A 24,560-nucleotide genomic window follows, 5' to 3' on the forward strand; every position below is an offset into this window, starting at 1 on the left:
CAATATTTATCTAATCCAAAGGAATCCCTACACCAACAAAACCCGAAGATTCCATCAGTGCCGAGGTTATTTGGCATATGACATAGTGCACGCTGTTGAGTTCTCAAGGATCGGACACACCCGACCATCGGCCTCGCGGCCTACTTGTCGGGGCAACTTCCCTTCATCCATCCAACGACCACGCGTCGAACACGAGGTTCGGGATGTGGAGCGATGGAGAATGTTTGCCCTCAAGCCAGTGGTTCTCTCCTCCAGGAGGAGTAGCTCTTCGGCTGAGGATCGTCCCGCTTGAGGCCGGAAGCTTTTCGCTTTCCGCACCTTTGGGGTGACAAGTAAGTACTTTACGCAGGACCGCGCAGGGCAGCAAATCCCGCTCGCAGCCCGGGCGTGTCGCCCTTCACGGGCGGCTACCGGCCAGCCGAAGACACCGTCGGACGCTTGTCCGACCTGCCGGTTCGGGGGCTCAGAACGGCCGGTGCCGTCGGCTTCGGACCGGACTTCGATGCTCGCGGCACGGCAGAGAACCTGCTCTGCTCTCATCGGCGAAAGTCGCCCGGGAAGCGGCTGTTAGGCGCCCGCGCCGCCCAGGAGACGCAGAACGCGGGGACAGGTCGTTGCCTGTCCCCGCGTTGAGCGCGCGAGCGCGTGGTTCGGATCCCCGAGGCTCAGATGCCGCGGGCCAGACGGTAGTACGCGGCGCTCCAGCGCAGCTGCTGCTCGAACTCGCGGGGGCGCGTGTCCTTGTCGATGATGACGAGCTCGGTGCCCGACATCCGCGCGTAGTCCTCCCACGCCTCGATGCCGACGGCGTTCGTCATGACCGTGTGGTGGGCCGCGCCGGCCTGCAGCCATGCCCAGGCCGACGTGCGGAAGTCGGGCTCGGGAATCCACACCGCGCGTCCGACGGGCAGCTTGGGCAGCGGCTCGCTCGGGGCCACGACCTCGACGACGTTCGCGGTGAGGCGGAAGCGGTCGCGCATGTCCGAGAGGGCGACGACGACGGCGGGGCCGGCATCCGCATTGAAGACCAGGCGCACCGGGTCGTCCTTGCCTCCGATGCCCAGCGGGTGGATCTCGAGCGTCGGCTTGGCCGAGCTGAGCGATGGGCTGACCTCGAGCATGTGCGCGCCGAGGATGCGCTCCTGCCCCGGCGTGAGGTCGTAGGTGTAGTCCTCCATGAGGGATGCCCCACCCGGCAGCCCAGCGCCCATCACGTTGGCGATGCGCACGAGCACTGCCGTCTTCCAGTCGCCCTCCGCGCCGAAGCCGTATCCCTCGGCCATCAGCCGCTGGACGGCGAGGCCGGGCAGCTGCTTGAGCGCACCGAGGTCTTCGAAGTTGGTCGTGAACGCGCCGAAGCCGCCCTCCTCGAGGAAAGAACGGAGACCGAGCTCGATGGCGGCGCCATCCCGCAGCGACTGGTGCCGCTCTCCCCCGCGCCGAAGCTCGGGCACGACGTCGTACAGGTCCTCGTACTCCGCCACGAGGGCGTCGATGTCGGTGTCGGAGACGTGCGCGACGGCATCCGCCAGTTCGTTGACGCCCCAGGTGTTCACCTGAACACCGAACACGTGCTCCGCCTCGGTCTTGTCGCCCTCGGTGACGGCCACGAAGCGCATGTTGTCGCCGAAGCGGGCGAGCTTGAGGGACCGGGATGCCGCATAGCCCGCGGCAGCGCGCGCCCAGATGCCGACGCGTCCGCTCACCGCAGGGTCGCTGACATGTCCCACGACCGTCGTGCGGGCGACACCGAGCCGTGACTGGATGTACCCGAACTCGCGGTCGCCGTGCGCCGCCTGGTTGAGGTTCATGAAGTCGAAGTCGATCTCGCTCCACGGCAGCGCCACGTTGGCCTGCGTGTGCAGGTGCAGCAGCGGCTTCTGCAGGGCGTCGAGGCCGGCGATCCACATCTTGGCCGGGCTGAACGTGTGCATCCAGGCGATGACGCCGATGACGGAGTCGTCGGCGTTGGCCTCGAGCGCGATGCGGCGGATCTCGTCCGATCCGGTGAGCACCGGCTTCCACACGATACGAACGGGAACGTCTGACGATGCGCCCAGCTGGTCGGCGATCGCGCGCGACTGGTCGGCGACCTGGGCGAGCGTCTCAGGGCCGTACAGGTGCTGGCTCCCGGTGAGGAACCAGATCTCGTAGCCGTCGAGCGAGGTGGTCAGTGGGGTGCGGGTCATGGGTCTTCCTTACTGATGGAGCGAGCTGATGATGACAGCGAGTCGGTGATGGAGCGGATGACAGATGCAGGGCCTCAGAGAGCCTCGATGGCCGCGCGTTCGACGTCCAGGCCTGCTCGGTAGCGGTCCAGGTAGGCGGCGAACCCGGCGACATCCGCCGGGTCGGGAGCGACGACGGTGGAAGCTGCGTCAGCGAACACCGCCTCGTTCAGGTACTCGGCGAGCGAGGATCCGGATGCCGCACCGCCGGCAGCGAGGTATCCAGCGAGCACCGCGATCCCCCACGCGCCACCCTCCGCCGCCGTCTCGGCGACCGCGACGGGTGCATCGAGCGCCGCAGCGAGGATGCCCTGAGCCACGCCGGCCGTGCGGAAGATGCCGCCATGGGCGTGCATCCGATCGAGGGCGACGCCTTCGTCGGAGAGCACTCGCATGCCGATGCTCAGCGTGCCGAACACTCCGGACAGCTGGGCCCGCATCACGTTCGCGAGTGTGAAGCTGCTGTCCGGGGTCCGCACGAAGAGCGGACGTCCCTCGGTGGTGCCGGTGACCGGCTCGCCGGCGAGGTAGTTGTAGGCGAGGAGACCGCCGGCATCCGCTTCGCCGTTCAGAGCCTCGCGGAACAACAGTTCGAAGACGCGATCGGAGTCGATGGAAGAGCCCGTCAGCTCCGCGAACCGACCGAACAGCCCTGCCCACTCCGCCAGCTCGCTGGCTCCGTTGTTGCAGTGCACCATGGCGACCGGATCGCCGGAGGGCGTCGTCACGAGATCGAGTTCCTCATGGGATGCGTTCAGAGCGCGCTCGAGCACGACCATCGCGAAGATGCTTGTGCCGGCGCTGACGTTGCCGGTGCGCGGCGCGACCGCGTTCGTCGCGACCATGCCGGTACCCGCGTCGCCCTCAGGCGGACACAGCGGGATGCCCGGCTGAAGGGAGCCGGACGCGTCCAGCAGTGCTGCGCCCTCTGCTGTGAGGTCCCCTGCCGATTCTCCAGCGCCGAGGACCTCGGGAAGGAGGTCTGCAAGGGGAGCTGGTCCCCCGGCGAGGGTGTCGAAGGCGGCGAGCAGGTCCGCGTCGTACGTGCCGGTGGCGGAGTCGATCGGGAACATACCGGAGGCGTCGCCGACGCCCAGAGCCCGGCGTCCCGTCAGCTTCCAGTGCACGTAGCCCGCCAGCGTGGTCAGGAAGGCGACCTGCGGGACGTGCGGTTCGGCATCCAGAACCGCCTGGCGGTAGTGCGCGACCGACCAACGCAGCGGGACGTTCACGCCGAAGAGCGCACTGAGCTCGGCAGCGGCAGGACCCGTTGTCGTGTTGCGCCACGTGCGGAACGGCACGAGCAGCTCTCCCGATGCGTCGAACGGGAGGTATCCGTGCATCATCGCGGACACCCCGATGGCGCGCAGCGAGGTGAGCTCGACGTCGTAGCGGCGACGCACATCCGCGACCAGGTCAGCGTATGCGGCCTGCAGCCCCGACCAGATGTCGTCGAGCGTGTACGTCCACATCCTGTCGACGAACCGGTTCTCCCACGAGTGACTGCCTGAGGCGATCGTCACTGACGGGTCGTCGCCGATCAGGCAGGCCTTGATGCGCGTGGACCCGAGCTCGATGCCGAGCACGGCGCGGCCGGAACGGATGGCGTCTGCCGCGCGTTCCGAGACTGACGAGGTGTCGGTGCCGGCGGTCATGCCCGGCTCCTGCGGACGTCCGTCGACTGGCCGTACACGTTCTGGTAGCGGTCGTAGAGGCGCTCGATCGCCTCCGGCGGGATGGGGACCAGCTCGCCGCCCTGGCGCGCGATGTGTACGGTGCGGGCGACATCCTCGACCATGACGGCCGCCTTGACGGCGTCCTTCGCGCTGACGCCGACAGTGAACGGACCGTGGTTCTGCATGAGGACGGCACGGCTGCGGTGGCCGGTCAGCGTCTCCACGATGCCGCGGCCGATGGAGTCGTCGCCGATGATCGCGAACGGCCCGACCGGGATCGGCCCGCCGAACTCGTCGGCCATCGCCGTGATGACGCACGGGATCTCCTCCCCGCGTGCCGCCCAGGCGACCGCGTAGGTGGAGTGGGTGTGCACGACACCGCCGACCTCTGGCATGTTGCGGTAGACGTACGCGTGCGCCGCGATGTCGCTGGACGGCGAGCGATCGCTGCCGGCGCTGCCGGGCACGACGTTGCCGTCGAGGTCGCACAGGATCATGTTCGCCGGTGCCAGGTCGTCGTAGGAGACGCCGGAAGGCTTGATCACGAAGAGGTCGGTGCCGGGAACTCGCCCCGACACGTTGCCGCCTGTCCAGACGACGAGCCCGTACCGCACGAGCTCCGCGTGCAGGGCCGTGACCTCCGCTCTGGTCTGCGCGACCGCCGGGTCGTCGTCGAGGGCGGCGCCGTCGATGGGGTGGGGGGACATGGGACTCCTCCGTCCGTGTCGCGTCGACGCGACCGATGTGACCGTTTCGCTTGAGGAGTATAGCCAGGGCCGGTATCCATCCGCTCGGCCGAGCGCGCACGGCGGAGATCGTTGGGCGGTTCGCTTCCCGGATAACGCGCGAAACGGTCACAGCACGAACCGGTACCCTCTCGCTATGGCCGCGAGCACCGACAGTCGACGACCGCCGGGTCAACGAGCACCGAGCATCCGCGACGTGGCGCGCGTGGCCGGGGTGTCGTACCAGACGGTCTCGCGCGTGCTTAACGACCACCCCAACATCCGCCAGGAGACCCGTGAGCGGATCCTCGCGGCGATGGCCGAGCTCGGCTACCGGCCCAACAAGGCGGCACGACGTCTCGTCACGAGCCGCAGCCAGACCGTCGGCGTCGTCGCCAGCGTGTACGGATCCTATTTCGGGCCGACCAGCATCGTGGCCGCCTTCGAGGACGCCGCCCGCGAGCGCGGATACGCCACCCTGCTCGCGAGTCCCCGCACGCTGGAGGAGGCCTCGCTGCGCGACGCGATCGAGCACCTGATCGACGAAGACGTGGAGGGCATCGTCGTCCTGGCGCCGCACGCACGCACCGCCGGGGTGATCGCGTCGCTGCGCACTCCCATCCCGATCGCACTGCTGCAGTCCGATCGCGTGGCGGGCGACCTCGGGCTCTCCGTCGACAACTCCCTGGGCGCCACGCTCGCGACCCGGCACCTGCTCACGCTCGGGCACACCAGCATCGCGATGGTCGCAGGGCCATCGGACTGGGTCGACGGTCAGGCGCGGTCGCGGGCGTTCGGCGAGACGCTCGCCGCATCCGGGATCGAACCAGCCGTCGTCGTACCTGGCGACTGGACCGCCGAGTCCGGCTACCTCGCGTACCAGGCTCTGCGAGAACACGACGTGAGTGCTGTGTTCTGTGCGAACGACCAGATGGCGCTCGGGCTCATCCATGCGGCGGCGGAGCGCGGCGTTCGCGTGCCAGCCGATCTGTCCGTTGTCGGGTTCGACGACGTGCCGGAAGCCGCGCATTATCTGCCGCCGCTCACCACGATCCGCCAGGACTTCGCCGAGCTCGGCCGCCGTGCCATGTCAGCTCTGCTGGCACGAATGGGCGGCGACGAGAGCGCGGCCGGGATGCCGGTGCCTCCGAAACTCGTCGTGCGCGCATCCACCATGCCCGTCGGCGGAAGGTGAGTCGCTGCGGGCGCAGCATTCCGCCTCAGACCACGCCGAGCGTCGACCCTCGCGCGACGAGTCGCGGTTCCACGAGTTCGATCCCCGGATGCGCGGAGCCGCCGATCGCGTCCAGCAGGAGCTCCGCTGACCGCCGGCCGATCTCGCCGAGCCGTCTGTCGATCGTCGTGAGCGGCGGACGACATCCCTCCACCACGACGTCCCAGTCGTCGAATCCGGTGATCGCGATGTCGTCGGGCACCCCGACGCCGCGCTCGCGCAGCCGCTCCGCCACTCCGCGCGCGATCTGATCGTTGCCGCAGGTGATGGCATCCGGCGCCGTCTCCGCATGGTCGAGCAGGATGTCTGCGGCAGCCCTGCCCCATGCCTCGGTCCACGCACCGAACAGGGGCTCATGGGCGAGGGAGAGGCCTCTCGCGTCTGCTGCCGCGAGAGTGGCATCCGCTCGCACGCGCGCACTGCGCTGATCGGACGGCCCCGTCACGTGAGCGATACGCACCCGGCCCAGGGTGGTCAGGTGGTCGTACAGGAGGCGCGCGCCCCGCTCGTCGTCGGCGATGACGGACGTGTCACCGGCCCCGGTCGACGGGGCATGCGCATAGACGACCGGGAGGTCGGTGCGCAGGCTCGTACGCGGATTCGTCGGTCCGCCCGTGACGATGATGCCGTCGACGTTCTGCTCGGCAAGACGGTCCAGGTAGTACTGCTCCCGGAGCGGATCGTCGCGGGTGTCGCACAGCAGCACCATGATCTGGCCGAGGCTGAGCGCATTCTCGGCGCCGAGCAGAATGGGGAGGCTGAACCGGCCGACGGAATCACCGGTGAGAAGCGCAACGGTGATGCTGCCTGTCGACTCCCTCTCGCGGGCGCGCGCCGTGAATCCAAGACGTTCGGCGGCCTCACGCACGCGCTGTCGCGTGTCATCACGCAGCTGCCCCGTGTTGCCCAGCACCTTGGAGACCGTCGCAGACGACACACCGGCCTCGGCAGCGACGTCCGCGATCCGCACCAACCGCGGCGCGGGCACCACGCCAGGTGTCTCGTGCATCGGGCCCTCCAGCTCCGTCCAGGCTTCCGCGGATCGGATCCGGAAACACTTTCCGCATTGCTTGGACCCGCTCTGCTCCTCACGATATCAGGGCAGTCCGCCTTGACCGGCTATGGTGCCATCGTTAGATTTGAACTTGTTCCAGAACATTTCCGGAACTTTCCTGCTTTCTCGACGAGGATCCAACCGTGACCGACACCACCTACGACACCGTCCGCCGCACCGACGGAATCCCCGGCCCTGCGCATCCGCTGGCGCAGACGACGCTTCGGCCGCTCGGCGTCTCCGACGTGAGCATCGGCGAGGGATTCTGGCTCGGCCGACAGCACGTGAACCGTGACGAGTCCATTCCGGACGGCCTCCGCCAGCTCAACGAGGCCGGCAACCTGCGCAACTTCGAGATCGCCGCCGGCCGCGCAACCGGCGAGGTACTCGGCCCGATCTTCGCCGATTCCGACGTCTACAAGTGGCTGGAAGCCGCCGCGTGGGAGTACGGGCGGGAGCCGAACGAGCAGCTGCTCACCGACCAGCTGACGATCACCGAGCTGGTCGCGGCCGCCCAAGACGACGACGGATACCTCAACACCGTCGTGCCCGTGCGGGAGGGTAAGCGCTACGGACGTCCGGATCGCGATCACGAGCACTACTGCGCCGGCCACCTCATCCAGGCCGCGGTCGCGCAGAAGCGTGCGACCGGTCACGACGAACTGCTGAACGTCGCGATCCGCGTCGCCGACCACCTGGTGCGCGAGTTCGGACCGCGCTCCGCGACGGGGTCTGCTGGTGATGTGGACGGACATCCGGTCATCGAGACGGCCCTCGTCGAGCTCTACCGCGAGACCGCGACGCGCGACTACCTCGACCTCGCGGAATGGTTCGTGGATGCCCGCGGCCACCGCACCCTCGAGCGCTTCGGCGGCAACTCGACCTACCTCTCCGACCGCGTTCCGGTGCGCGAGGCGACGACCGTCGAGGGACATGCCGTTCGCGCCGTCTACCTCGCGACGGGCGCTGCGGACGTCGCCATCGAGACCTCCGACAGCGAGCTCGTTTCCACGCTCGCCGGCCAGTACGCCCACATGGCCGCGACGAAGCAGTACCTGACGGGCGGACTCGGATCGCGATGGGAGGGCGAGGCGTTCGGCGACCCGTTCGAGCTGCCGTCCGACCGCGCCTACGCGGAGACCTGCGCAGCGATCGGCGCCATCCAGTGGGCCTGGCGCATGCTGCTGGCCACCGGTGAGGCGTCGTACGCGGATCAGATCGAGCGGATGCTGTACAACGCGTTCCTGCCTGGCGTGTCCCTTCGCGGCGGAGACTACTTCTACGTCAACACACTGCACGTTCGCGAGGGCGCGCACGCAGACGACGAGCGCTCAGCGGTCGGCGGACGCCACCGCTGGTTCGGCTGCGCGTGCTGCCCGCCGAACGTGATGCGCACGCTGTCGAGCCTCGGCGGATACGTGGCGACGTCCTCCGCCGACGGCGTGCAAGTGCACCAGTACGTTCCGGGAACCGTGCACGCTGCGACGGATGCCGGCGACCTGACGCTCACGGTCGAGACCGGCTACCCGTTCGACGGCGCCGTGCGCGTCACCGTGGAGAGTGCTCCGGATTCGCCCGTCGCGTTGAGCCTGCGCGTGCCGTCCTGGGCTGCGGATGCCACGCTCGACGGCGCACAGGTGGCCGCCGGCGGCTACGCAACGGTGACGCGGAGGTTCGCTCCGGGCGATGTGCTCGTTCTGGACCTGCCCGTGACGCCCCGCATCGCACGGCCGCTGGCGCGCATCGATGACCTGCGGGGATCGCTCGCGATCGAGCGCGGACCGCTGGTCTACGCGTTCGAGGCCGTCGATCAGCCGAACGGAGTCGGGCTGGACGAGGCCATCGTGGATGCTGGATCGGTCGCCGACGGCGATGCCGACGCATCCGCAGGCCTCGCGGGCGCCTCGGGTGTCGTCGACGCGGCAGGCATCCCGATTGCCGGACCCGACACGGTGCCCGGCCTGGTGACCGTGACGGTCGGCACGACATCCGGCAACGTGCTCACGGGAATCCCGTATTTCGCCTGGGCCAACCGCGACGTCGCCGACATGCGGATCTGGCTGCGCGAGGCCTGATCGCTCGACAGGTCCGGATCCGCGTTCTGTTGCGCCGGATCCGGGCCTCGAATCCTGCCGCGACGCTACGGACGGGCGACGAGGGTGGCCGTCACGGTGTGCTCGGTGCCGTCGCGCACATATGTGACCTGCACCTGATCACCCGCCTTCTTCGTCAGCATGAGTTCCGTGATGACGTCCGAGTTCGTGGCAGGTCGTCCGTCGATCTTCGTGACGATATCGCCCACCTGCAACCCCGCTGCGGCAGCGGATCCCTTCGGGTCGACGGACTGGATGTAGAGGCCGTCCTCGATCCCCCATCGTTCGGCGACCGCCGCCGGGATAGGCGTGACCTCCACACCGAAGTACGGATAGGCGACCTCGCCCGTTTCGATGAGCTGGTTGGCGATGCGCATGGCGAGGTTGACCGGGATCGCGAATCCGATGCCGACGGATCCGCCTCCCCCGACGCCCTCGGAATTCGGCACCGTCGAGATGGCCGTGTTCACCCCGATGAGGTGGCCGCGGCAGTCCACGAGGGCGCCACCGGAATTGCCGGGGTTGATGGAGGCATCCGTCTGGATCGCGCCGGCGAGGATGGCGGTGCTCCCGTTGTCGCTCGGCACCGGAACGTTGCGCCCGAGCGCGCTCACGATGCCGGCCGTGACCGTGCTGGAGAGGCCCAGCGGTGCGCCGAGCGCCACGACGGGCTGTCCGACGACGACCTTCTCGCTGTTGCCGAGCTCGATGGTCGGCAACTGTGAATCGGCGCTCACCTTGAGCACGGCGAGATCGGACTGCGGGTCGCGTCCCACGATCTTGGCCTGCTCGCGGTGGCCGTTCGAGAAGGTCACTGCGACGACACCGCCGTTCGCGGCCGCCGAGATGACGTGATTGTTGGTCACGATGTAACCGTCGTGACGGATGATCTCGCCGCTCCCGACGCTGCTGCCACCAGGTGCCGCGACGTTGATCGTGACGATGGTGGGCAGCACCTCGTCGGCGACGGTCACCGAGTTGCAGGAACCGCCGGCAGATCCGCTCGCCGTACCGGTCGACCCCGAAGACGAGGATGTGCGTGCTCCCGAGATCCACGCGCCGAACCACCCTGCGCCGAAGCCCAAGACGACGGCGATCACCGCCGCGATCACCCAGACCAGCCAGGCAGGAACTCCGGACCGTGCCCTTCCGTCCCCACCGGGTGCGGGAGCGGCCGCCGCCGTCGCGGCTGCTGCGTGTGATGCATCGCTCGCGGCAGGAGCGGCCGCCGGCGTCGACGCTGCGCCGCGACCGTTCGGTACCTCCGGCGCCGCACCGTCACGCTGTTGGTCGCCGCTCGGCGGCGTGGACTGCGGATCGCTCATCGTGCATCCCCCCGATGTCACTGACGGAACCCGTCGACCACGTGCGCACGGCCCCGCCGTTACGACTGTAGTGCGACCGACGGGCCCGCTTCTCGCCGATTCCGGGCTATTCGCCGTGCCGGCCAGTGCTCATCAGCAATGCCCGTCAGCCGACGAGACGACGTCCTTCGAAGGCACGGCCCAGGGTGACCTCGTCCGCGTACTCGAGGTCGCCGCCGACGGGCAGGCCGGATGCCAGCCTGGTGACCCGCACCTCCATCGCCTGGAGCATCCTGCTGAGGTAGGCGGCCGTCGCCTCGCCCTCCACGTTGGGGTTCGTGGCGATGATGACCTCGCGCACCGAGGCATCCGCGAGACGGGTCATGAGCTGGCGGATGCGCAGCTGGTCCGGTCCGATGCCCTGGATGGGGCTGATCGCGCCGCCGAGCACGTGGTAGAGGCCTCGGAACTCCCTCGTGCGCTCGATGGCCACGACGTCCTTCGCCTCTTCGACCACGCAGATGAGGCTCTGATCCCGCCGCGGATCACGGCAGATGGAGCAGGTGGCCTGTTCGCTGACATTTCCGCAGATCTCGCAGAACCGCACTTTGTCGCGGACCGTGGTGAGCACATCCGCCAGCCGCGACGGGTCGTAGCTCTCCGTCTGGAGAATGTAGAACGCGATGCGCTGCGCAGACTTCGGCCCGACGCCGGGCAAGCGGCCGAGTTCGTCGATCAGATCCTGGACGACACCTTCGTACACGGTCGCCTCCTACCTGGACCAGCCGGAGGAGCCGGACTGACCCGGCTGGGACACCTCTTGCTCCTCGATGAACTTCGCACCGAGCAGCTCGCGCACGACGGCCTCGCCGTACCGTGCGGGCTCGCGGAATCCGACGGATGCCTTGGCCCGGCTCGCGCCCTGGTCGTTTCGGCTCGACGCCCGATCGTTGCGGCTCGACGACGCCGTTGCCGCCGAACCGGCATCCACCTCGCCGCTCGGCGTCGATGATGCGGCTCCGCCGCTTGCGGGAGCGGATACGGGCGCCGACTGGCCGGCCGGATTCGCCGACGTCGGCGTGGGTATCGTCTTCGCCGGTGTCGAAGGGACCGTGTCCGCCGCGGCGGCTTCGGTGCGCAGATCGGCCTTGGTGCCGCCGTCGTCGCTGCCGACAGCCGCGCCGCCGGCGCCTCCGTCGTCGGGGAACGGGGGCTCCTCGTCGTCGGGGGCGTCGGGACCGACGTACCAGCCCTCGTCGTCCGTATCCGTGGACGGCGCTACCGCGGGCCGCGGATCCAGGCCGTCCTCAGTAGACGAGGCGGACGCCGTGCGAGCGGCGGGATCCGTCGCGCTCGCGGAGGCGCCTGCCGAATGTTCGACCTCGGACGGCCGGGTGTCGGAAGCACTCTCCTGCGGACGCTCGAGCACCGCTGTCGCTGCGCCGGGGATCGCGACGGTCTCCCATCCTGCCGACGTCGCGGAGGCCACCGACGGCCGTGCAGCACCCTGGCGCGAAGGCGACGGACGTGAGACGCCCGCAGCAGGCCCGTCGCTCGGAGCGGACGCCTGCTGCGGCTGCCGGGACGGGGCCTGCGGGTCGCGGGTGCCGGCATCCGATCCAGGAGCACCCTGGCCGCCGCCGCCGCCTGCGCGTCCGCCCTGGGCAGGACCGCCGGACGTCGGTCCCGCACCTTCTGGACGGTTCTGCGCTGCTGATGGGCTCGTCGCCTGGCCGCTCTGGGCTGAACCACCCTGAGCTGAACCACCCTGGGCCGGTCCGCCCTGAGCTGGTCCGCCCTGGGCCGGACCACCGTGTCCGAGTCCGCCCGCGCCACCGTCGGATCCTGCCGGCTTGGCGACGAACTTCACCTTGACGCCGAGCAGATCGACGATGGCGTTGCGGAGAACCTCGCTGGCGGCATCCGTCGCCCCCGGCGTTCCGCGGAAGCTGTCGACGTCGTTGGCGCTCGGGAAGGAGAGGGAGAGGACGTCGCCGTCGAGGGAACGGACGGTCGCGGTGTAGACGACGGTCCACGCGGTCCTGCTCGCCTCTTCGACGGCTTCGAGGATCTCGGGCCAGGCGTCCCTGACCTGCTGAGTCGTCACGGGCGCGACCACCGGTGCAGCCGCGTCGTCCGTTACGCCGGGGGTCGCCCAGCCGGACGCGGATCCGCCCGACACGGGAGCCGTGCCCTTCTTGGCGGCGGCCGCAGCTGCGAAGGCCGCAGCCTGTGCCACAGCGGGATCCGTGGCCGGCGCAGCAGGGGGCGAGGTCGTTGCCGCGGACGACGGATTGGGCCGGGACGGCGAGGAAGTGTCGGCGCTCGACGTCGAAGCCGCCGAGGGCGACTCGGCCCGCTCGTCGGCCCGGCTTCCAGTCGATCCGCTCTGGCCGGGCGCCGGCGAGGTGCTCGGCGCGTGAGCCGACCACGCGGCAGCCGCGGACTCTGCGTGGTTCGCGGCGGCCGGTGCAGGCTCGCGCGCCGGTGCCGGTGATGCGGCCGGTCGCTGCGTGGCGCGCTCCTGTGCTGCCCCGGGAGCAGTGGCGGCGGGTGCAGCGCCCTGGCCGGAAGGACCGACGGGAGCCGTCGCGGACGCCGCTCGCTGAGGTTGCGCGGCGGGCGGTGTCGACGTGCCTGCGGACGAGGACGCGCCACCCGCCGTCGAGCCCTCGACGCCGACGCGCCGTTCCAGCCGTTCGACGCGGGCCAGCGCTCCGCGCTCCGTGGCATCGGATGCCGGCACCAGCGTGCGGGCCAGCATCAGCTCCAGGTGAAGCCTGGGCGAGGTCGCACCGGTCATCTCGGTGAGTGCCGCGTTGACGATGTCCGCGCACCGCGAGAGCTCGGCCGATCCGAACGCGCGCGCCTGCACCGACATGCGGTCCAGCTCCTCCTGCGGCGTGCCGCGGAGCACGGCTGCTGCTGCATCAGGAGACGTGGCGGCCACGATGATGAGGTCGCGAAGGCGCTCGAGGAGGTCTTCGACGAAACGCCTCGGATCCTGCCCGGTCTGGATGACTCTGTCCACTGCGGCGAACGCGCTCGCGGCATCCTGCGCGCCGACGGCATCCACCACCTCGTCGAGCAGCGCGGCGTGCGTGTAGCCGAGCAGCGCGACGGCGCGCTCGTACTCGATGGTGTCGCCCTCGGATCCGGCGATCAGCTGGTCCAGCAGCGAGAGCGTGTCACGCGGTGACCCGCCGCCGGCGCGCACGACGAGCGGCAGTACACCGGGCGCCACCGACATGTGCTCGCTCTCGCAGAGCTGTTGGACGTAGTCGAGCATCTGCGCTGGCGGGACGAGCCGGAACGGGTAGTGGTGGGTTCGCGAACGGATGGTGCCGATCACCTTGTCGGGCTCGGTCGTCGCGAAGATGAACTTCACGTGCTCCGGCGGCTCCTCCACGATCTTGAGCAGCGCGTTGAAGCCCTGGGGCGTCACCATGTGCGCCTCGTCAAGGATGAAGATCTTGTAGCGGTCACGGGCCGGGGCGAAGATGGCCCGCTCGCGGATGTCGCGCGCGTCGTCGACACCGTTGTGGCTGGCGGCATCGATCTCGACGACGTCGAGGGATCCCTGCCCGCCGCGGCCCAGCTCGATGCAGCTCTCGCACTTTCCGCACGGAGTGTCGGTCGGCCCCTCAGCGCAGTTCAGGCAGCGGGCCAGGATGCGTGCACTCGTGGTCTTGCCGCAGCCGCGCGGGCCGCTGAACAGATAGGCGTGATTCACGCGATTCGTGCGCAGTGCCGTCATGAGAGGCTCGGTCACCTGCGACTGGCCGATCATCTCGGCGAACGTCTCTGGCCGATAGCGGCGATACAGGGCGGTGACCACGCCCCAATGGTAGTCGGGACGTCCGACACGCGATTGAGGTCCTTGGAAGCGTGCTTGCATGCTTCCAAGGACCGATTGAGTGTGTCGAGCGGCGCAGCCGCGAGCACACGCGATTGAGGTCCCGGGAAGCGTGCTTGCATGCTTCCAAGGACCAATTGAGTGTGTCGAGCGGCACAGCCGCGAGCACACGCGATTGAGCTTCCGGGAAGCGTGCTTGCATGCTTCCCGGGACCGATTGGGTGGGTTGAGCGGCGCAGCCACGCACACGCGACCGCGCCGCCGCGAACCGTCTCGACCCGACGCCCCGGCACTGTGCGCATGGCGCGGCGCGTCCGAATTCCGCGCCCCACCCTCGTGCCTCTTTTGTTGCATCCGAGAATGCGATTGGCGACGCCCTCCCGATTCTTCGCGCCTCCATCAGGCGTTTTATGCTGACGTGTCGCCCGCGAAACCCGAACGCGGCGGCAGATATCGGAGTCTTCGTGCAGCACATCGCCGTCATCGGTGCCGGCCCATCCGGGCTCGCCGGTGCCCGGGCACTGACCAAGGCCGGGTTCGAGGTCGACGTCTTCGAGGCCGGCACCGACGTCGGTGGCCTCTGGAACATCGAGAATCCGCGCTCGACCGTCTACGAGTCGGCGCACCTCATCTCCTCGCGCACCACGACCGAGTTCGCCGAGTTCCCCATGGATTCGACGACCGACTACCCGGGCCATCGCGAGCTCATGCGGTACTTCCGGGCGTACGCCGACGCGTACGACCTGCGGCGGCGCATCCGCTTCTCCACCACTGTCACCGCGGTCACGCCTGCCGACGGTGACGCCTCCGGCGCGAGCGGATGGGATGTGACGGCGCAGGCACCGGATGGCGAGTCGAGCACCGGTCGCTACGCCTCGGTCGTGCTCGCCAACGGCACGCTCTCCAAGCCGAACGTACCGACCTTCCCGGGCGAGTTCACCGGAGAACTCATGCACACGAGTGCATACAAGAAGGCATCGGTGTTCCACGGCAAGCGTGTGCTCATCGTCGGTGCCGGCAACTCCGGCTGCGACATCGCAGTGGATGCGGTGCACCACGCGGCATCCGTCGACTTGAGCGTGCGCCGCGGCTACTACTTCGTGCCGCGGTACCTCTTCGGCAAGCCGTCCGACACGTTGAACCAGGGGCGTCCGCTGCCAGCACGGATCAAGCAGTTCATCGACACCCGCGTGCTGCGCGCCTTCACCGGGGATCCGGTGAAGTTCGGCTTCCCGAAGCCGGACTACAAGATCTACGAGTCGCATCCGATCGTCAACACGCTGGTGCTGAACCACCTCGGACAGGGCGATCTGCGGGTCAAGCCGGACATCGAGCGATTCGATGGCAGCACGGTGCACTTCAGCGACGGCAGCAGCGAGGGCTATGACTTGGTCATGCTCGCGACGGGATACAAGCTGGACTATCCCTTCGTTGATCGCTCTCACCTCGACTGGAACGGCGCCGCGCCCTCGCTGTACCTCAACATCTTCCCGGCCTCCTTCAACGGGCTGTATGTGCTCGGCATGATCGAGGCGTCAGGGATCGGCTGGCAGGGACGCGCCGAGCAGGCGGAGCTCCTCGCCGCCTACCTGGCGAGCGCGCGAGATATGCCGGATGCGGCATCCGTTTTCCGAGAGCGCGTGACGAAGCCGTGGCCGGACCTGAGCGGCGGCTACCACTACCTCGGACTCGAGCGGATGTCGTACTACGTGAACAAGGACGCCTACCGTCGCCAGGTGCGAGCCCACCGCGACGCGCTCTCGCGGACGACACAGGCGCGGCCGGTCTCACCGGCGACGGATGCGACCGGTCGGCCGTCGGCGCCGACCGGCACCGCACGGACGGACGCCGCGCGCACCGACGCGGCACGCACCGCCGCAGCGCAGAAGGATGCAGCACAGAAGGGCTCCGCACGATGAACGTCGACTCCGTCAATGTCAGCTTCGCGCCCGGATCCCTGATCGCCCTCGACGTCGTGCTCGGCCTGATCATGTTCGGCATCGCGCTGGACACGAAGCTCGAGGACTTCAAGGCCGTGCTCAAGGCGCCGAAGGCCATGATCATCGCGCTCGTCGCGCAGATCGTGCTGCTGCCGGCCGTCACCTTCTGCCTGACGCTGATACTCAACGTGCAGGCATCCATCGCGCTCGGCATGATCCTCGTGGCATGCTGCCCGCCCGGCAACATCTCGCAGGTGCTCACCTACCGCTCTGGCGGCAACGTGGCGCTGTCCGTCTCCATGACAGCGGTGTCGAACGTGATCTACATCTTCGTGCTGCCGCTCAACGTCGCCATCTGGGGCAACCTGCATCCGACCGCGCGCGGGATCCTCGAGCAGGTGAACGTCAACGTCGTGCAGATGGTGCTCGAGATCCTGCTCGTGATCGGCGTGCCGTTCGTACTCGGGCTGTTCATCAGGAACAGATGGCCGAGGTTCGCGGGCAAGGTGCACCCGTATGCGCGGTGGATCAGCCTCCTCGGACTCGTCGGCTTCATCGTCGCAGCGCTCGCCGGCAACTGGGCGGTCTTCGTCGAGGTGATCGGCGTCGTGCTCATCGTCGTGTTCCTGCACGACGCCGTTGCTCTCGCGCTCGGCTACGCCAGCGCGCGCATCGGCGGGCTCGGCGTTCGGGAGCGCAAGGCCATCACGTTCGAGGTGGGCATCCGCAATTCGGCCCTGGGACTCGGCCTCATCTTCACGTTCTTCGGCGGGCTCGGCGGCATGGCCGTCGTTGCCGGCTGGTGGGGCATCTGGGACATCATCGCCGGCCTCGTGGTCGCCACCGCCTGGGGATGGCACACCAGGCGTAAGGATGCGCGCGGCGCGGGTGGCCGACAGCTTTCGGCGGCCCCGGCCGGCGGACCCGATGGCGTGGTTTCGCTCCCCAACGACATGAGGGTGCCGCGGAGGCGGCGCGCCGGCGCAGCCTCTGGGAGCCAAGGCGCAACCAGCGGCGTCGGGAGGGCTGCATCGGCGGAGGCTTCTCACAACCGACCAGCCGCCGACGGCGGAGAGGGGGATCCGGCATGAGGCGCGTGCTGGTCACGGGTGGCAGCGGTTTCCTCGGATCCAGCGCGGTGCGCGCGCTTGCCGGGCATCCCGCCGTCGCCGTGGTGGTCGCGGGCGACATCAGGAGCCCCGAGCACCCGATCGACGGCGCGGTCTACGAGACGTGCGACGTGACGAATGCGGCGAGTGTGGCATCCGTCATCGCTCACCACGACATCGACACGATCGTGCATCTCGCCGCGATCGTGAACCCCGGAACGCTCAGCGAAGAGGTCGAGTACCGGGTCGACGTGGGTGGTACCCGCAATGTGCTCGAGGCTGCTGTCGCCGGCGGCGTGACGCGCATCGTCGTGTCGTCCTCCGGCGCAGCGTACGGATACCACGCGGACAACGCGGAGTGGCTCACCGAGGACGACCCCGTACGCGGCAACGACGAGTTCAGCTACTCGCGGCACAAGCGACTCGTCGAGGAGCTGCTCGCGCACTACCGGTCGCAGCATCCCGAGCTCGGACAGGTCGTGCTGCGGATCGGTACGATCCTCGGGCCGACGGTGAAGAACCAGATCACGGCGCTGTGGGACGCCCCGCGTCTCCTGGTCGTTCGCGGCTCGGACAGCCCGTTCGTGTTCGTGTGGGTGGACGACGTCGTGGGAGCGATCGTCGCCGGAGCCACCGGAGATGTCACGGGGACGTTCAACGTCGCCGGCGACGGATGCCTGACCGTGCCCGAGATCGCCGCTCGCCTCGGCAAGAGGACGATCGCTGTGCCTGCGGGCCTGCTCGCCGGGGTGCTGCGGGTGGGGCACGCACTGCACCTGACGGTGCACGGACCGGAGCGCGTCGGATTCCTCCGCTACCGGCCGGTGCTCGACAACGCCCGGCTCAAGACCGTGCTGGGCTACACGCCGCAGAAGACGAGCCCTGAGGCGTTCGACGCGTACCTGGAGCAGCGGGCGCGCTGACAGCACGCGTTCGCGCCATCCGAATCAGCGGGTGGCCGACGGCGCGCGCCTCGCTGGCTGCGCCACGACTGAGAAGCCCGCGCCCCGCCGATGCGACGGCGGGATCGACCCTGGAACACTCATCTCAGGTGTCCTCACCGGGTCTGCGGACGGCAGTGGCGCTCGCGGTGTCCCCTACCCCACCACCTGGAGCGTCTGCCGCGCGATCTCGAGCTCCTCATTGGTCGGCACCACGAGGACAGTCACGGGCGAGGCATCCGTCGAGATCACACGGGGACCGTGGTTCGGCGCGGCGTTGCGATCCGGGTCGACCTCGATCCCGAGCCGCTCGAGGCCCGCGAGCGCCCCCGCGCGAACCGGCACCGAATTCTCCCCCACGCCCGCCGTGAACGTGATGACGTCGACGCCGCCGAGCTCCGCCAGATAGGCGCCGAGATAGCGCTTGATGCGGCGCAGGTAGACGCCCAGAGCGAGCCGCGCAGCGGGTTCCCCCGCCTCGGCCGCACGCGAGAGGTCTCGCATGTCTTTGTGCCCGGACAGTCCGAGAACCCCGGATTGCTTGTTCACCAGGTCGTCGAGATCGTCGACGCCGATCCGGGTCTTGCGTTGCAGGTACAGCAGCACAGCAGGGTCGATGTCGCCGGTTCTGGTCCCCATCACGAGACCCTCGAGCGGAGTGAATCCCATGCTCGTGTCTACCGACAGGCCTCCGTCGATGGCACAGACGGATGCCCCATTACCGAGATGCAGCACGATCTGCTTGAGGTCCGCGAGAGGGCGCTGAAGGAACTGCGCAGCCGCCTCCGAGACGAACTTGTGGCTGGTGCCGTGGAATCCGTAGCGGCGGATGCGGTACCGCTCGGCGAGGGACGCATCGAGTGCGTACGTATAGGCATCCGGCGGCATGGTCTGGTGGAAGGCCGTGTCGAACACGGCCACGTCGGGTAGATCGGGGAAGGTCTTCTGGGCCGCCTTGATGCCCTGCGCGTTGGCCGGATTGTGCAGGGGTGCGAGGTCGGAGAGGTCCTCGATGTTGATCAACACGAGCGGGGTGACGAGCGTCGGCTCGAAGAATCGCGCGCCACCGTGCACGACGCGATGTCCAACGGCCACGGGCGGATGCTCGTCCAGGCTCGGTCCGTGCTCCCGGAAAGCGTCGAGCATGACGGCGAATCCCGCCGTGTGGTCCGGAATCTCCAGTGAGCGCTCCCAGTGCCCGGCATCCGTGTCGTGCGTGGCGTGCCCTGTCGCCTCGCCGATGCGCTCGACGAGTCCGGATGCGAGCCGCTGCTCGCTGTCGGCGTCGATCAGTTGGTACTTGAACGACGACGATCCGCTGTTGATCACCAGTACCGATGACATGATTCCCTCTTCTCAGTCCGCCTCCGCACCTCGAGCTGTCTCGCCATGCGCCATGTTCGGGCGACCGGCCGGGACGGACGGTCGGACGCGGGGCCGTCCCAGGAAAGTGCCCTCGGAACGCACGCACCCGCGGGAACGACCCGCGCGACACCCGCCGCACGAGCACCCGCGTGCGAGTGCCAGCACCGGTGCGCAGGCGGCGCGTCGAGCATGCTCATGCCTGCGCCTGAATCGCGGTGATCGCGATCGTGTTCACGATGTCGTCGACGAGCGCTCCGCGCGACAGGTCGTTGATCGGCTTGCGGAGGCCCTGCAGCACAGGGCCGATCGCGACCGCACCCGCCGAGCGCTGCACCGCTTTGTACGTGTTGTTGCCCGTGTTGAGGTCGGGGAAGATGAACACGGTCGCGCGGCCGGCCACCTGACTCCCGGGCATCTTCGCAGCGGCGACCGCGGCATCCGCTGCGGCGTCGTACTGGATCGGTCCCTCGACGAGGAGCTCTGGCGCGCGAGTGCGCACCAGGGATGTCGCCTCCCGCACCTTCTCCACGTCAGCGCCGCTCCCCGACTCCCCCGTCGAGTACGACAGCATCGCCACGCGAGGATCGATGCCGAACTGCCGGGCCGTCGCCGACGAGGAGATCGCGATGTCGGCGAGCTGATCCGCTGTCGGATCCGGGATCACCGCGCAGTCCCCGTAGACGAGCACCCGGTCGGCGAGCGCCATGAGGAACACGCTGGAGACCACGGACACGCCCTGCTGCGTCTTGATGATCTCGAACGCCGGCCTGATCGTGTGCGCGGTCGTGTGAACCGCACCGGAGACCATGCCGTCGGCCAGGCCGAGCTGCACCATCAGGGTGCCGAAGTACGAGACGTCGGTGACGACATCCGCCGCCTGAACGCGGGTGATCCCCTTGTGCGCGCGAAGCTGGGCGTATTCGTCCGTGAAGCGTTCGTGCAGTTCCGGGTCGAAGGGCGACAGAATGTCCGCCCCCGCGAGCTCGAGACCGAGCTCGGCCGCGCGTGACCGCACCGCAACATCCTCGCCGAGGATCGTGAGGTCGGCGATGCCTCTGGAGAGCACGATGTGGGCGGCACGCAGGATGCGGTCGTCGCCGCCCTCGGGCAGCACGATGCGCTTGCGGTCGCCCCGCGCCCGTTCCACGAGTTCGTACGCGAACATGAGCGGCGTCACGATGGGCGACCGCGTCACGTCGAGGGCCTGCAAGAGCCGCCCGGTGTCGACATGGTCCGCGAAGAGCTGCAGCGCTGTCTGCCGCTTGCGCTCGGAATCGGCGGCCAGGCGTCCCCGCGTGTGAGTGATCCGCACCGTGGTCTCGTAGCTGCCGTACGGCGAGCTGATGATCGGCAGCGGGGAGCGCAGGCCGTTCAGCAGACGAGTGATCGGTTCGCTGAGGTCGAATCCGCCGTTGAGCACGACGGCCGAGAGGGACGGGAAGGTGCCCGCCGCGTTCGCCATCAACACCGACAGCAGCACCTCCGTGCGGTCGCCCGGGACGACGACGACCGACCCTTCGATGAGCCTCGACAGCACGTTCTCCATGGACATCGCCGCGACGACCACACCGAGCGCCTCCCTGTCGAGAAGCTCCGGATCGCCGGAGAGCAGTTCGCCGTCGACGGATGCCATGATCGCGCGCACGGCCGGCGCGACGAGCACGGGATCCTCGGGGATCGTCCATACGGGCTCCACGGCTGCGCTCACGCCCGCGACCGGAACCGGATGCTGCGCGACGCCGGATGCGACGGCATCCGCGATCGAGGAGAGGGCGTCCGGATCAGCGCGGTTGACGACCACTCCGAGCAGGTCGGCGTGCTCGGCTCGCAACGAGGCAACCGTGACTTCCGCCAGCTGGTGCAGGTCCGCCGGGGTGCGGGCATCCGCACGTCCGAGCCGCTCGTCGGCGCCCTGCGCCGCCCGGCCGCCGAGCACGAGGAGCACCGGAGCACCGAGGTTGGCCGCGATGCGGGCGTTGTAGCCCAGCTCGGTGGGCGTTCCGATGTCGGTGTAGTCGCTGCCGACGATCACGACCACCTCGCTGGACGCCTCGACCGCCTTGTATCTGTCGATGATGCGCGCCAGAGCTCCGTCGGGGTCGGCGTGCACGTCTTCGTATGTCACGCCGGTTGAGCGTTCGTAATCGCCGAGCACGCCGTCGATGCCGAGCAGAAGGTCGAGGACGTAGTCCCGCTCCGTCGCCGAGCGCGCGATGGGGCGGAAGACGCCTACCTTTCGTCCTTGTCGCAGCAGCAGATCCACCACGCCGAGAGCGATGGTCGATTTCCCGCTACGCCCTTCCGCCGACGTGAGGTAAACGGACTTCACGCGTTGTCCCCTCCTGTGTCCGTCGAGTTGTCCGATTCGCCTGCCGTGTTCTGATGGCCCCACGCCCAGTTGGCGACTTCCGGAAGGTCTTCGCCGTGGTCGCGCGTGTATTGACGTGCTGCGAGGCGCGCGTCCTGCATGCGTTGACGCAACTCGGCGTACCGCTCGGACAGTCCCGGAACCCGATCGATCACATCGATCACGAGGTGGAAACGGTCGAGGTCGTTGAGCATCACCATGTCGAACGGCGTGGTCGTGGTGCCGTTCTCCTTGTAGCCGCGCACGTGCAGGTTCTCGTGTCCGTGCCGGCGGTACGAGAGGCGATGGATGAGCCACGGATAGCCGTGGTACGCGAAGATCACCGGTCGATCGGCCGTGAAGATGGCGTCGAACTCACGGTCGGAGAGTCCGTGCGGATGCTCCGTCTCCGACTGCAGGCGCATCAGGTCCACGACGTTGACGACGCGCACCCGCAGGTTGGGGATCTCGTCCCGCAGGAGTTGGGCAGCAGCGAGCACCTCGAGCGTGGGGATGTCTCCTGCCGCGGCGAGCACGACATCCGGCGCCTGGCCCTCCACCTCGGTGCCGGCCCAGTCGAAGATGCCGATGCCGCGAGTGCAGTGCGCGATGGCCTGTTCCATCGTGAGCCAGTTCGCCGTCGGCTGCTTGCCTGCGACGACGACGTTCACGTAGTCGACGGATCGCAGACAGTGGTCGTATGTGGACAGCAGCGTGTTCGCGTCGAACGGAAGGTAGACGCGAACGACGTCGGCACTCTTGTTCACGACGTGGTCGATGAAGCCAGGATCCTGGTGGCTGAACCCGTTGTGGTCCTGTCGCCAGACATGGCTGGACAGCAGGTAGTTCAGGCTCGAGACGGGCCTGCGCCACGGGATCTCCCGCGTGACCTTCAGCCACTTGGCGTGCTGGTTGAACATCGAGTCGATGATGTGGATGAACGCCTCGTAGCAGTTGAAGAGACCGTGGCGCCCGGTGAGCAGATACCCCTCCAGCCATCCCTCGCACTGATGTTCACTCAGCATCTCCATGACGCGACCGGCGCGAGCGAGGTGGTCGTCAGTCTCCCAGATCTCCGCGTTCCACTGCTTGGCCGTCGTCTCGTAGACGGCGGGCGCCAGCCGGTTCGAAGCAGTCTCATCCGGCCCGAAGATGCGGAACGAGTTCGGGTTGTCGGCGATCACCGTCGCGAGCCAGTGACCGAGGACCTTCGTGGCCTCGGCGGTGGTCGCGCCCGGCGACGGCACGTCGACAGCGAAGTCGCGGAAGTCGCGCAGCGACAGCTCCTTGCGGAGGAGACCGCCGTTGGCGACAGGGTTGGCGCTCATCCGCCTGTCTCCGTCCGGCGCCAGCTCGGTGGCGAGCGCCACAGGAGCGCCGGCCTCGTCGAACAGCTCATCCGGGCGGTACTTCCTCAGCCAGTCCTCGAGGATGCGCGTGTGCTCCTCGGTGTCGCGCGCGTTCGCGAGCGGCACCTGATGGGCGCGATACGTACCCTCGACCTGAACGCCGTCGATCTCGTGCGGACAGGTCCATCCCTTAGGCGTGCGCAGGATGATCATCGGCCAGGGCGGCGTTGAGCCGTGCTGCTCATCACCGGGGGCGGCGTCGTAGCGGCCGGCACGGGCATCCGCCTTGATCGTCGCGATGTCGTCGAGCACCTGATCGAGCACGTCGGCGAAACGCTTGTGCACCGCGATCGGATCCTCGCCGTCGAACCCACCGGTCACGAGGTACGGCACGTGACCGTATCCACGGAAGAGGTCGAGCAGTTCGTCCTCCGGGATACGCGCGAGCACCGTTGGGTTGGCGATCTTGTAGCCGTTGAGGTGCAGGATCGGCAGCACGACGCCGTCGTTCCGTGGATCGACGAACTTGTTGGAGTGCCAGCTCGTCGCCAGCGGTCCGGTCTCGGCCTCGCCGTCGCCGACGACGCACGCCACGAGCAGATCCGGATTGTCGAAGGCTGCGCCGTAGGCATGGCTCAACGAATAGCCGAGCTCGCCGCCCTCGTGGATGGATCCGGGCGTCTCCGGTGCGACGTGACTCGGGATGCCGCCCGGGAACGAGAACTGCCGGAACAACTTGCGCATCCCCTCGTCGTCCTGGGTGATGTGCGCATACACCTCCGAATACGTGCCGTCGAGGTACGCGTTCGCCACCATGCCCGGACCCCCGTGGCCCGGCCCGGTGATGTAGATGGAGTTGAGATCGCGCTCCTGGATGACGCGGTTCAGGTGCGCGTAGACGAAATTGAGTCCCGGCGTTGTGCCCCAGTGTCCGAGGAGACGCGGCTTGATGTCATCCCGCGTGAGTGGTCGCCTCAACAAGGGATTGTCGAGCAGGTAGATCTGTCCGACGCTGAGGTAGTTCGCCGCACGCCACCAGGCGTCCAGCGCTTCGATCGTCTCCGGACGGAGACCGTGCTCGGCCCGGTGAGGAAAGGCCGGGTCGTCGCCGGACGCTCGACCGTTATGGGTCGGCTCGACAGCGGTAGCGGATGCCACGACCTGCGTCGACGCACCTTCCCGGTCTCCAGTCCCTTTCCGCTTCCCGTTGTCGTCCTTCTTGGCGCGAGATTTCGTCGACGTCGACCCGAATGGCACGGACATCCCTCCAACCTGGTCGCGGTTGCGGCCGCATCTCCATCCTTGCCGGGCGGACGCATGACGCGCCAGGCATGTGGAG

General features: G+C 68.4%; 15 protein-coding genes. 5 read left to right on the plus strand and 10 right to left on the minus strand.

What is annotated here, in order from left to right:
• Positions 1–665: 665 nt before the first annotated feature.
• The 3 genes from araA to HII28_RS18065 form a co-directional block, all read right to left on the minus strand.
• Complete coding sequence (araA, locus tag HII28_RS18055; RefSeq protein ID WP_170027266.1) at positions 666–2,189, minus strand: L-arabinose isomerase; 1,524 nt, start codon at positions 2,187–2,189, stop codon at positions 666–668.
• Between the two features lie 74 nt (positions 2,190–2,263).
• Complete coding sequence (locus HII28_RS18060) at positions 2,264–3,883, minus strand: FGGY-family carbohydrate kinase (RefSeq protein ID WP_170027267.1); 1,620 nt, start codon at positions 3,881–3,883, stop codon at positions 2,264–2,266.
• Positions 3,880–4,611 carry an L-ribulose-5-phosphate 4-epimerase gene (locus HII28_RS18065; RefSeq protein WP_170027268.1) on the minus strand — a complete coding sequence of 244 codons (732 nt, stop codon included), beginning with the start codon at positions 4,609–4,611 and terminating at the stop codon, positions 3,880–3,882. The genes HII28_RS18060 and HII28_RS18065 overlap by 4 nt, the downstream gene beginning before the upstream one ends.
• A gap of 175 nt (positions 4,612–4,786) precedes the next feature.
• Between HII28_RS18065 and HII28_RS18070 the strand changes: the two genes are divergently transcribed.
• The gene (locus HII28_RS18070) at positions 4,787–5,824 is read left to right on the plus strand and encodes a LacI family DNA-binding transcriptional regulator (RefSeq protein ID WP_170027269.1); all 1,038 of its coding nucleotides are present in this window, start codon (positions 4,787–4,789) and stop codon (positions 5,822–5,824) included.
• A 25-nt stretch (positions 5,825–5,849) separates the two neighbouring features.
• Here HII28_RS18070 and HII28_RS18075 read toward each other — a convergent pair whose 3' ends face one another.
• Positions 5,850–6,872: a LacI family DNA-binding transcriptional regulator gene (locus HII28_RS18075; RefSeq protein ID WP_170027270.1), complete on the minus strand. Its 1,023-nt coding sequence runs from the start codon at positions 6,870–6,872 to the stop codon at positions 5,850–5,852.
• Between the two features lie 188 nt (positions 6,873–7,060).
• Between HII28_RS18075 and HII28_RS18080 the strand changes: the two genes are divergently transcribed.
• Positions 7,061–8,992 carry a beta-L-arabinofuranosidase domain-containing protein gene (locus HII28_RS18080; protein ID WP_346769404.1) on the plus strand — a complete coding sequence of 644 codons (1,932 nt, stop codon included), beginning with the start codon at positions 7,061–7,063 and terminating at the stop codon, positions 8,990–8,992.
• A 65-nt stretch (positions 8,993–9,057) separates the two neighbouring features.
• Here HII28_RS18080 and HII28_RS18085 read toward each other — a convergent pair whose 3' ends face one another.
• The 3 genes from HII28_RS18085 to HII28_RS18095 all read right to left on the minus strand — a co-directional run bounded on the left by HII28_RS18085 (position 9,058) and on the right by HII28_RS18095 (position 14,152).
• Positions 9,058–10,335: a trypsin-like peptidase domain-containing protein gene (locus HII28_RS18085; protein WP_205865074.1), complete on the minus strand. Its 1,278-nt coding sequence runs from the start codon at positions 10,333–10,335 to the stop codon at positions 9,058–9,060.
• Positions 10,336–10,480: 145 nt separating this feature from the next.
• Complete coding sequence (recR, locus tag HII28_RS18090) at positions 10,481–11,077, minus strand: recombination mediator RecR (protein WP_170027271.1); 597 nt, start codon at positions 11,075–11,077, stop codon at positions 10,481–10,483.
• Positions 11,078–11,086: 9 nt separating this feature from the next.
• A complete protein-coding gene (locus tag HII28_RS18095; protein ID WP_170027272.1) occupies positions 11,087–14,152 on the minus strand; it encodes a DNA polymerase III subunit gamma and tau in 3,066 nt (1,021 codons plus the stop codon).
• A gap of 482 nt (positions 14,153–14,634) precedes the next feature.
• Here HII28_RS18095 and HII28_RS18100 point away from each other — a divergent pair, with 482 nt between their 5' ends.
• The 3 genes from HII28_RS18100 to HII28_RS18110 are packed head-to-tail and all read left to right on the plus strand — an operon-like array spanning position 14,635 to position 18,142.
• Positions 14,635–16,089, plus strand: a complete 1,455-nt coding sequence (locus HII28_RS18100; RefSeq protein ID WP_346769405.1) for an NAD(P)-binding domain-containing protein — start codon at positions 14,635–14,637, stop codon at positions 16,087–16,089.
• Positions 16,086–17,201 (plus strand): bile acid:sodium symporter, encoded by a 1,116-nt coding sequence (locus HII28_RS18105; RefSeq protein WP_170027274.1) that lies wholly within the window; start codon positions 16,086–16,088, stop codon positions 17,199–17,201. Before HII28_RS18100 ends, HII28_RS18105 begins: the two co-directional genes overlap by 4 nt.
• The gene (locus tag HII28_RS18110) at positions 17,198–18,142 is read left to right on the plus strand and encodes an NAD-dependent epimerase/dehydratase family protein (protein WP_170027275.1); all 945 of its coding nucleotides are present in this window, start codon (positions 17,198–17,200) and stop codon (positions 18,140–18,142) included. Before HII28_RS18105 ends, HII28_RS18110 begins: the two co-directional genes overlap by 4 nt.
• 174 nt (positions 18,143–18,316) lie before the next feature.
• Here the strand turns inward: HII28_RS18110 and HII28_RS18115 are convergent, their stop codons facing one another.
• The 3 genes from HII28_RS18115 to HII28_RS18125 all read right to left on the minus strand — a co-directional run bounded on the left by HII28_RS18115 (position 18,317) and on the right by HII28_RS18125 (position 24,484).
• Positions 18,317–19,504 carry an acetate kinase gene (locus tag HII28_RS18115; protein ID WP_170027276.1) on the minus strand — a complete coding sequence of 396 codons (1,188 nt, stop codon included), beginning with the start codon at positions 19,502–19,504 and terminating at the stop codon, positions 18,317–18,319.
• A gap of 214 nt (positions 19,505–19,718) precedes the next feature.
• Positions 19,719–21,854: a phosphate acetyltransferase gene (gene pta / locus HII28_RS18120; protein WP_170027277.1), complete on the minus strand. Its 2,136-nt coding sequence runs from the start codon at positions 21,852–21,854 to the stop codon at positions 19,719–19,721.
• Complete coding sequence (locus HII28_RS18125) at positions 21,851–24,484, minus strand: phosphoketolase family protein (RefSeq protein ID WP_170027278.1); 2,634 nt, start codon at positions 24,482–24,484, stop codon at positions 21,851–21,853. Before HII28_RS18125 ends, pta begins: the two co-directional genes overlap by 4 nt.
• Between the last annotated feature and the right edge of the window lie 76 nt (positions 24,485–24,560).

Origin of the sequence: Planctomonas sp. JC2975, assembly GCF_012985205.1 — a bacterium.
GTDB lineage: Bacteria > Actinomycetota > Actinomycetes > Actinomycetales > Microbacteriaceae > Humibacter.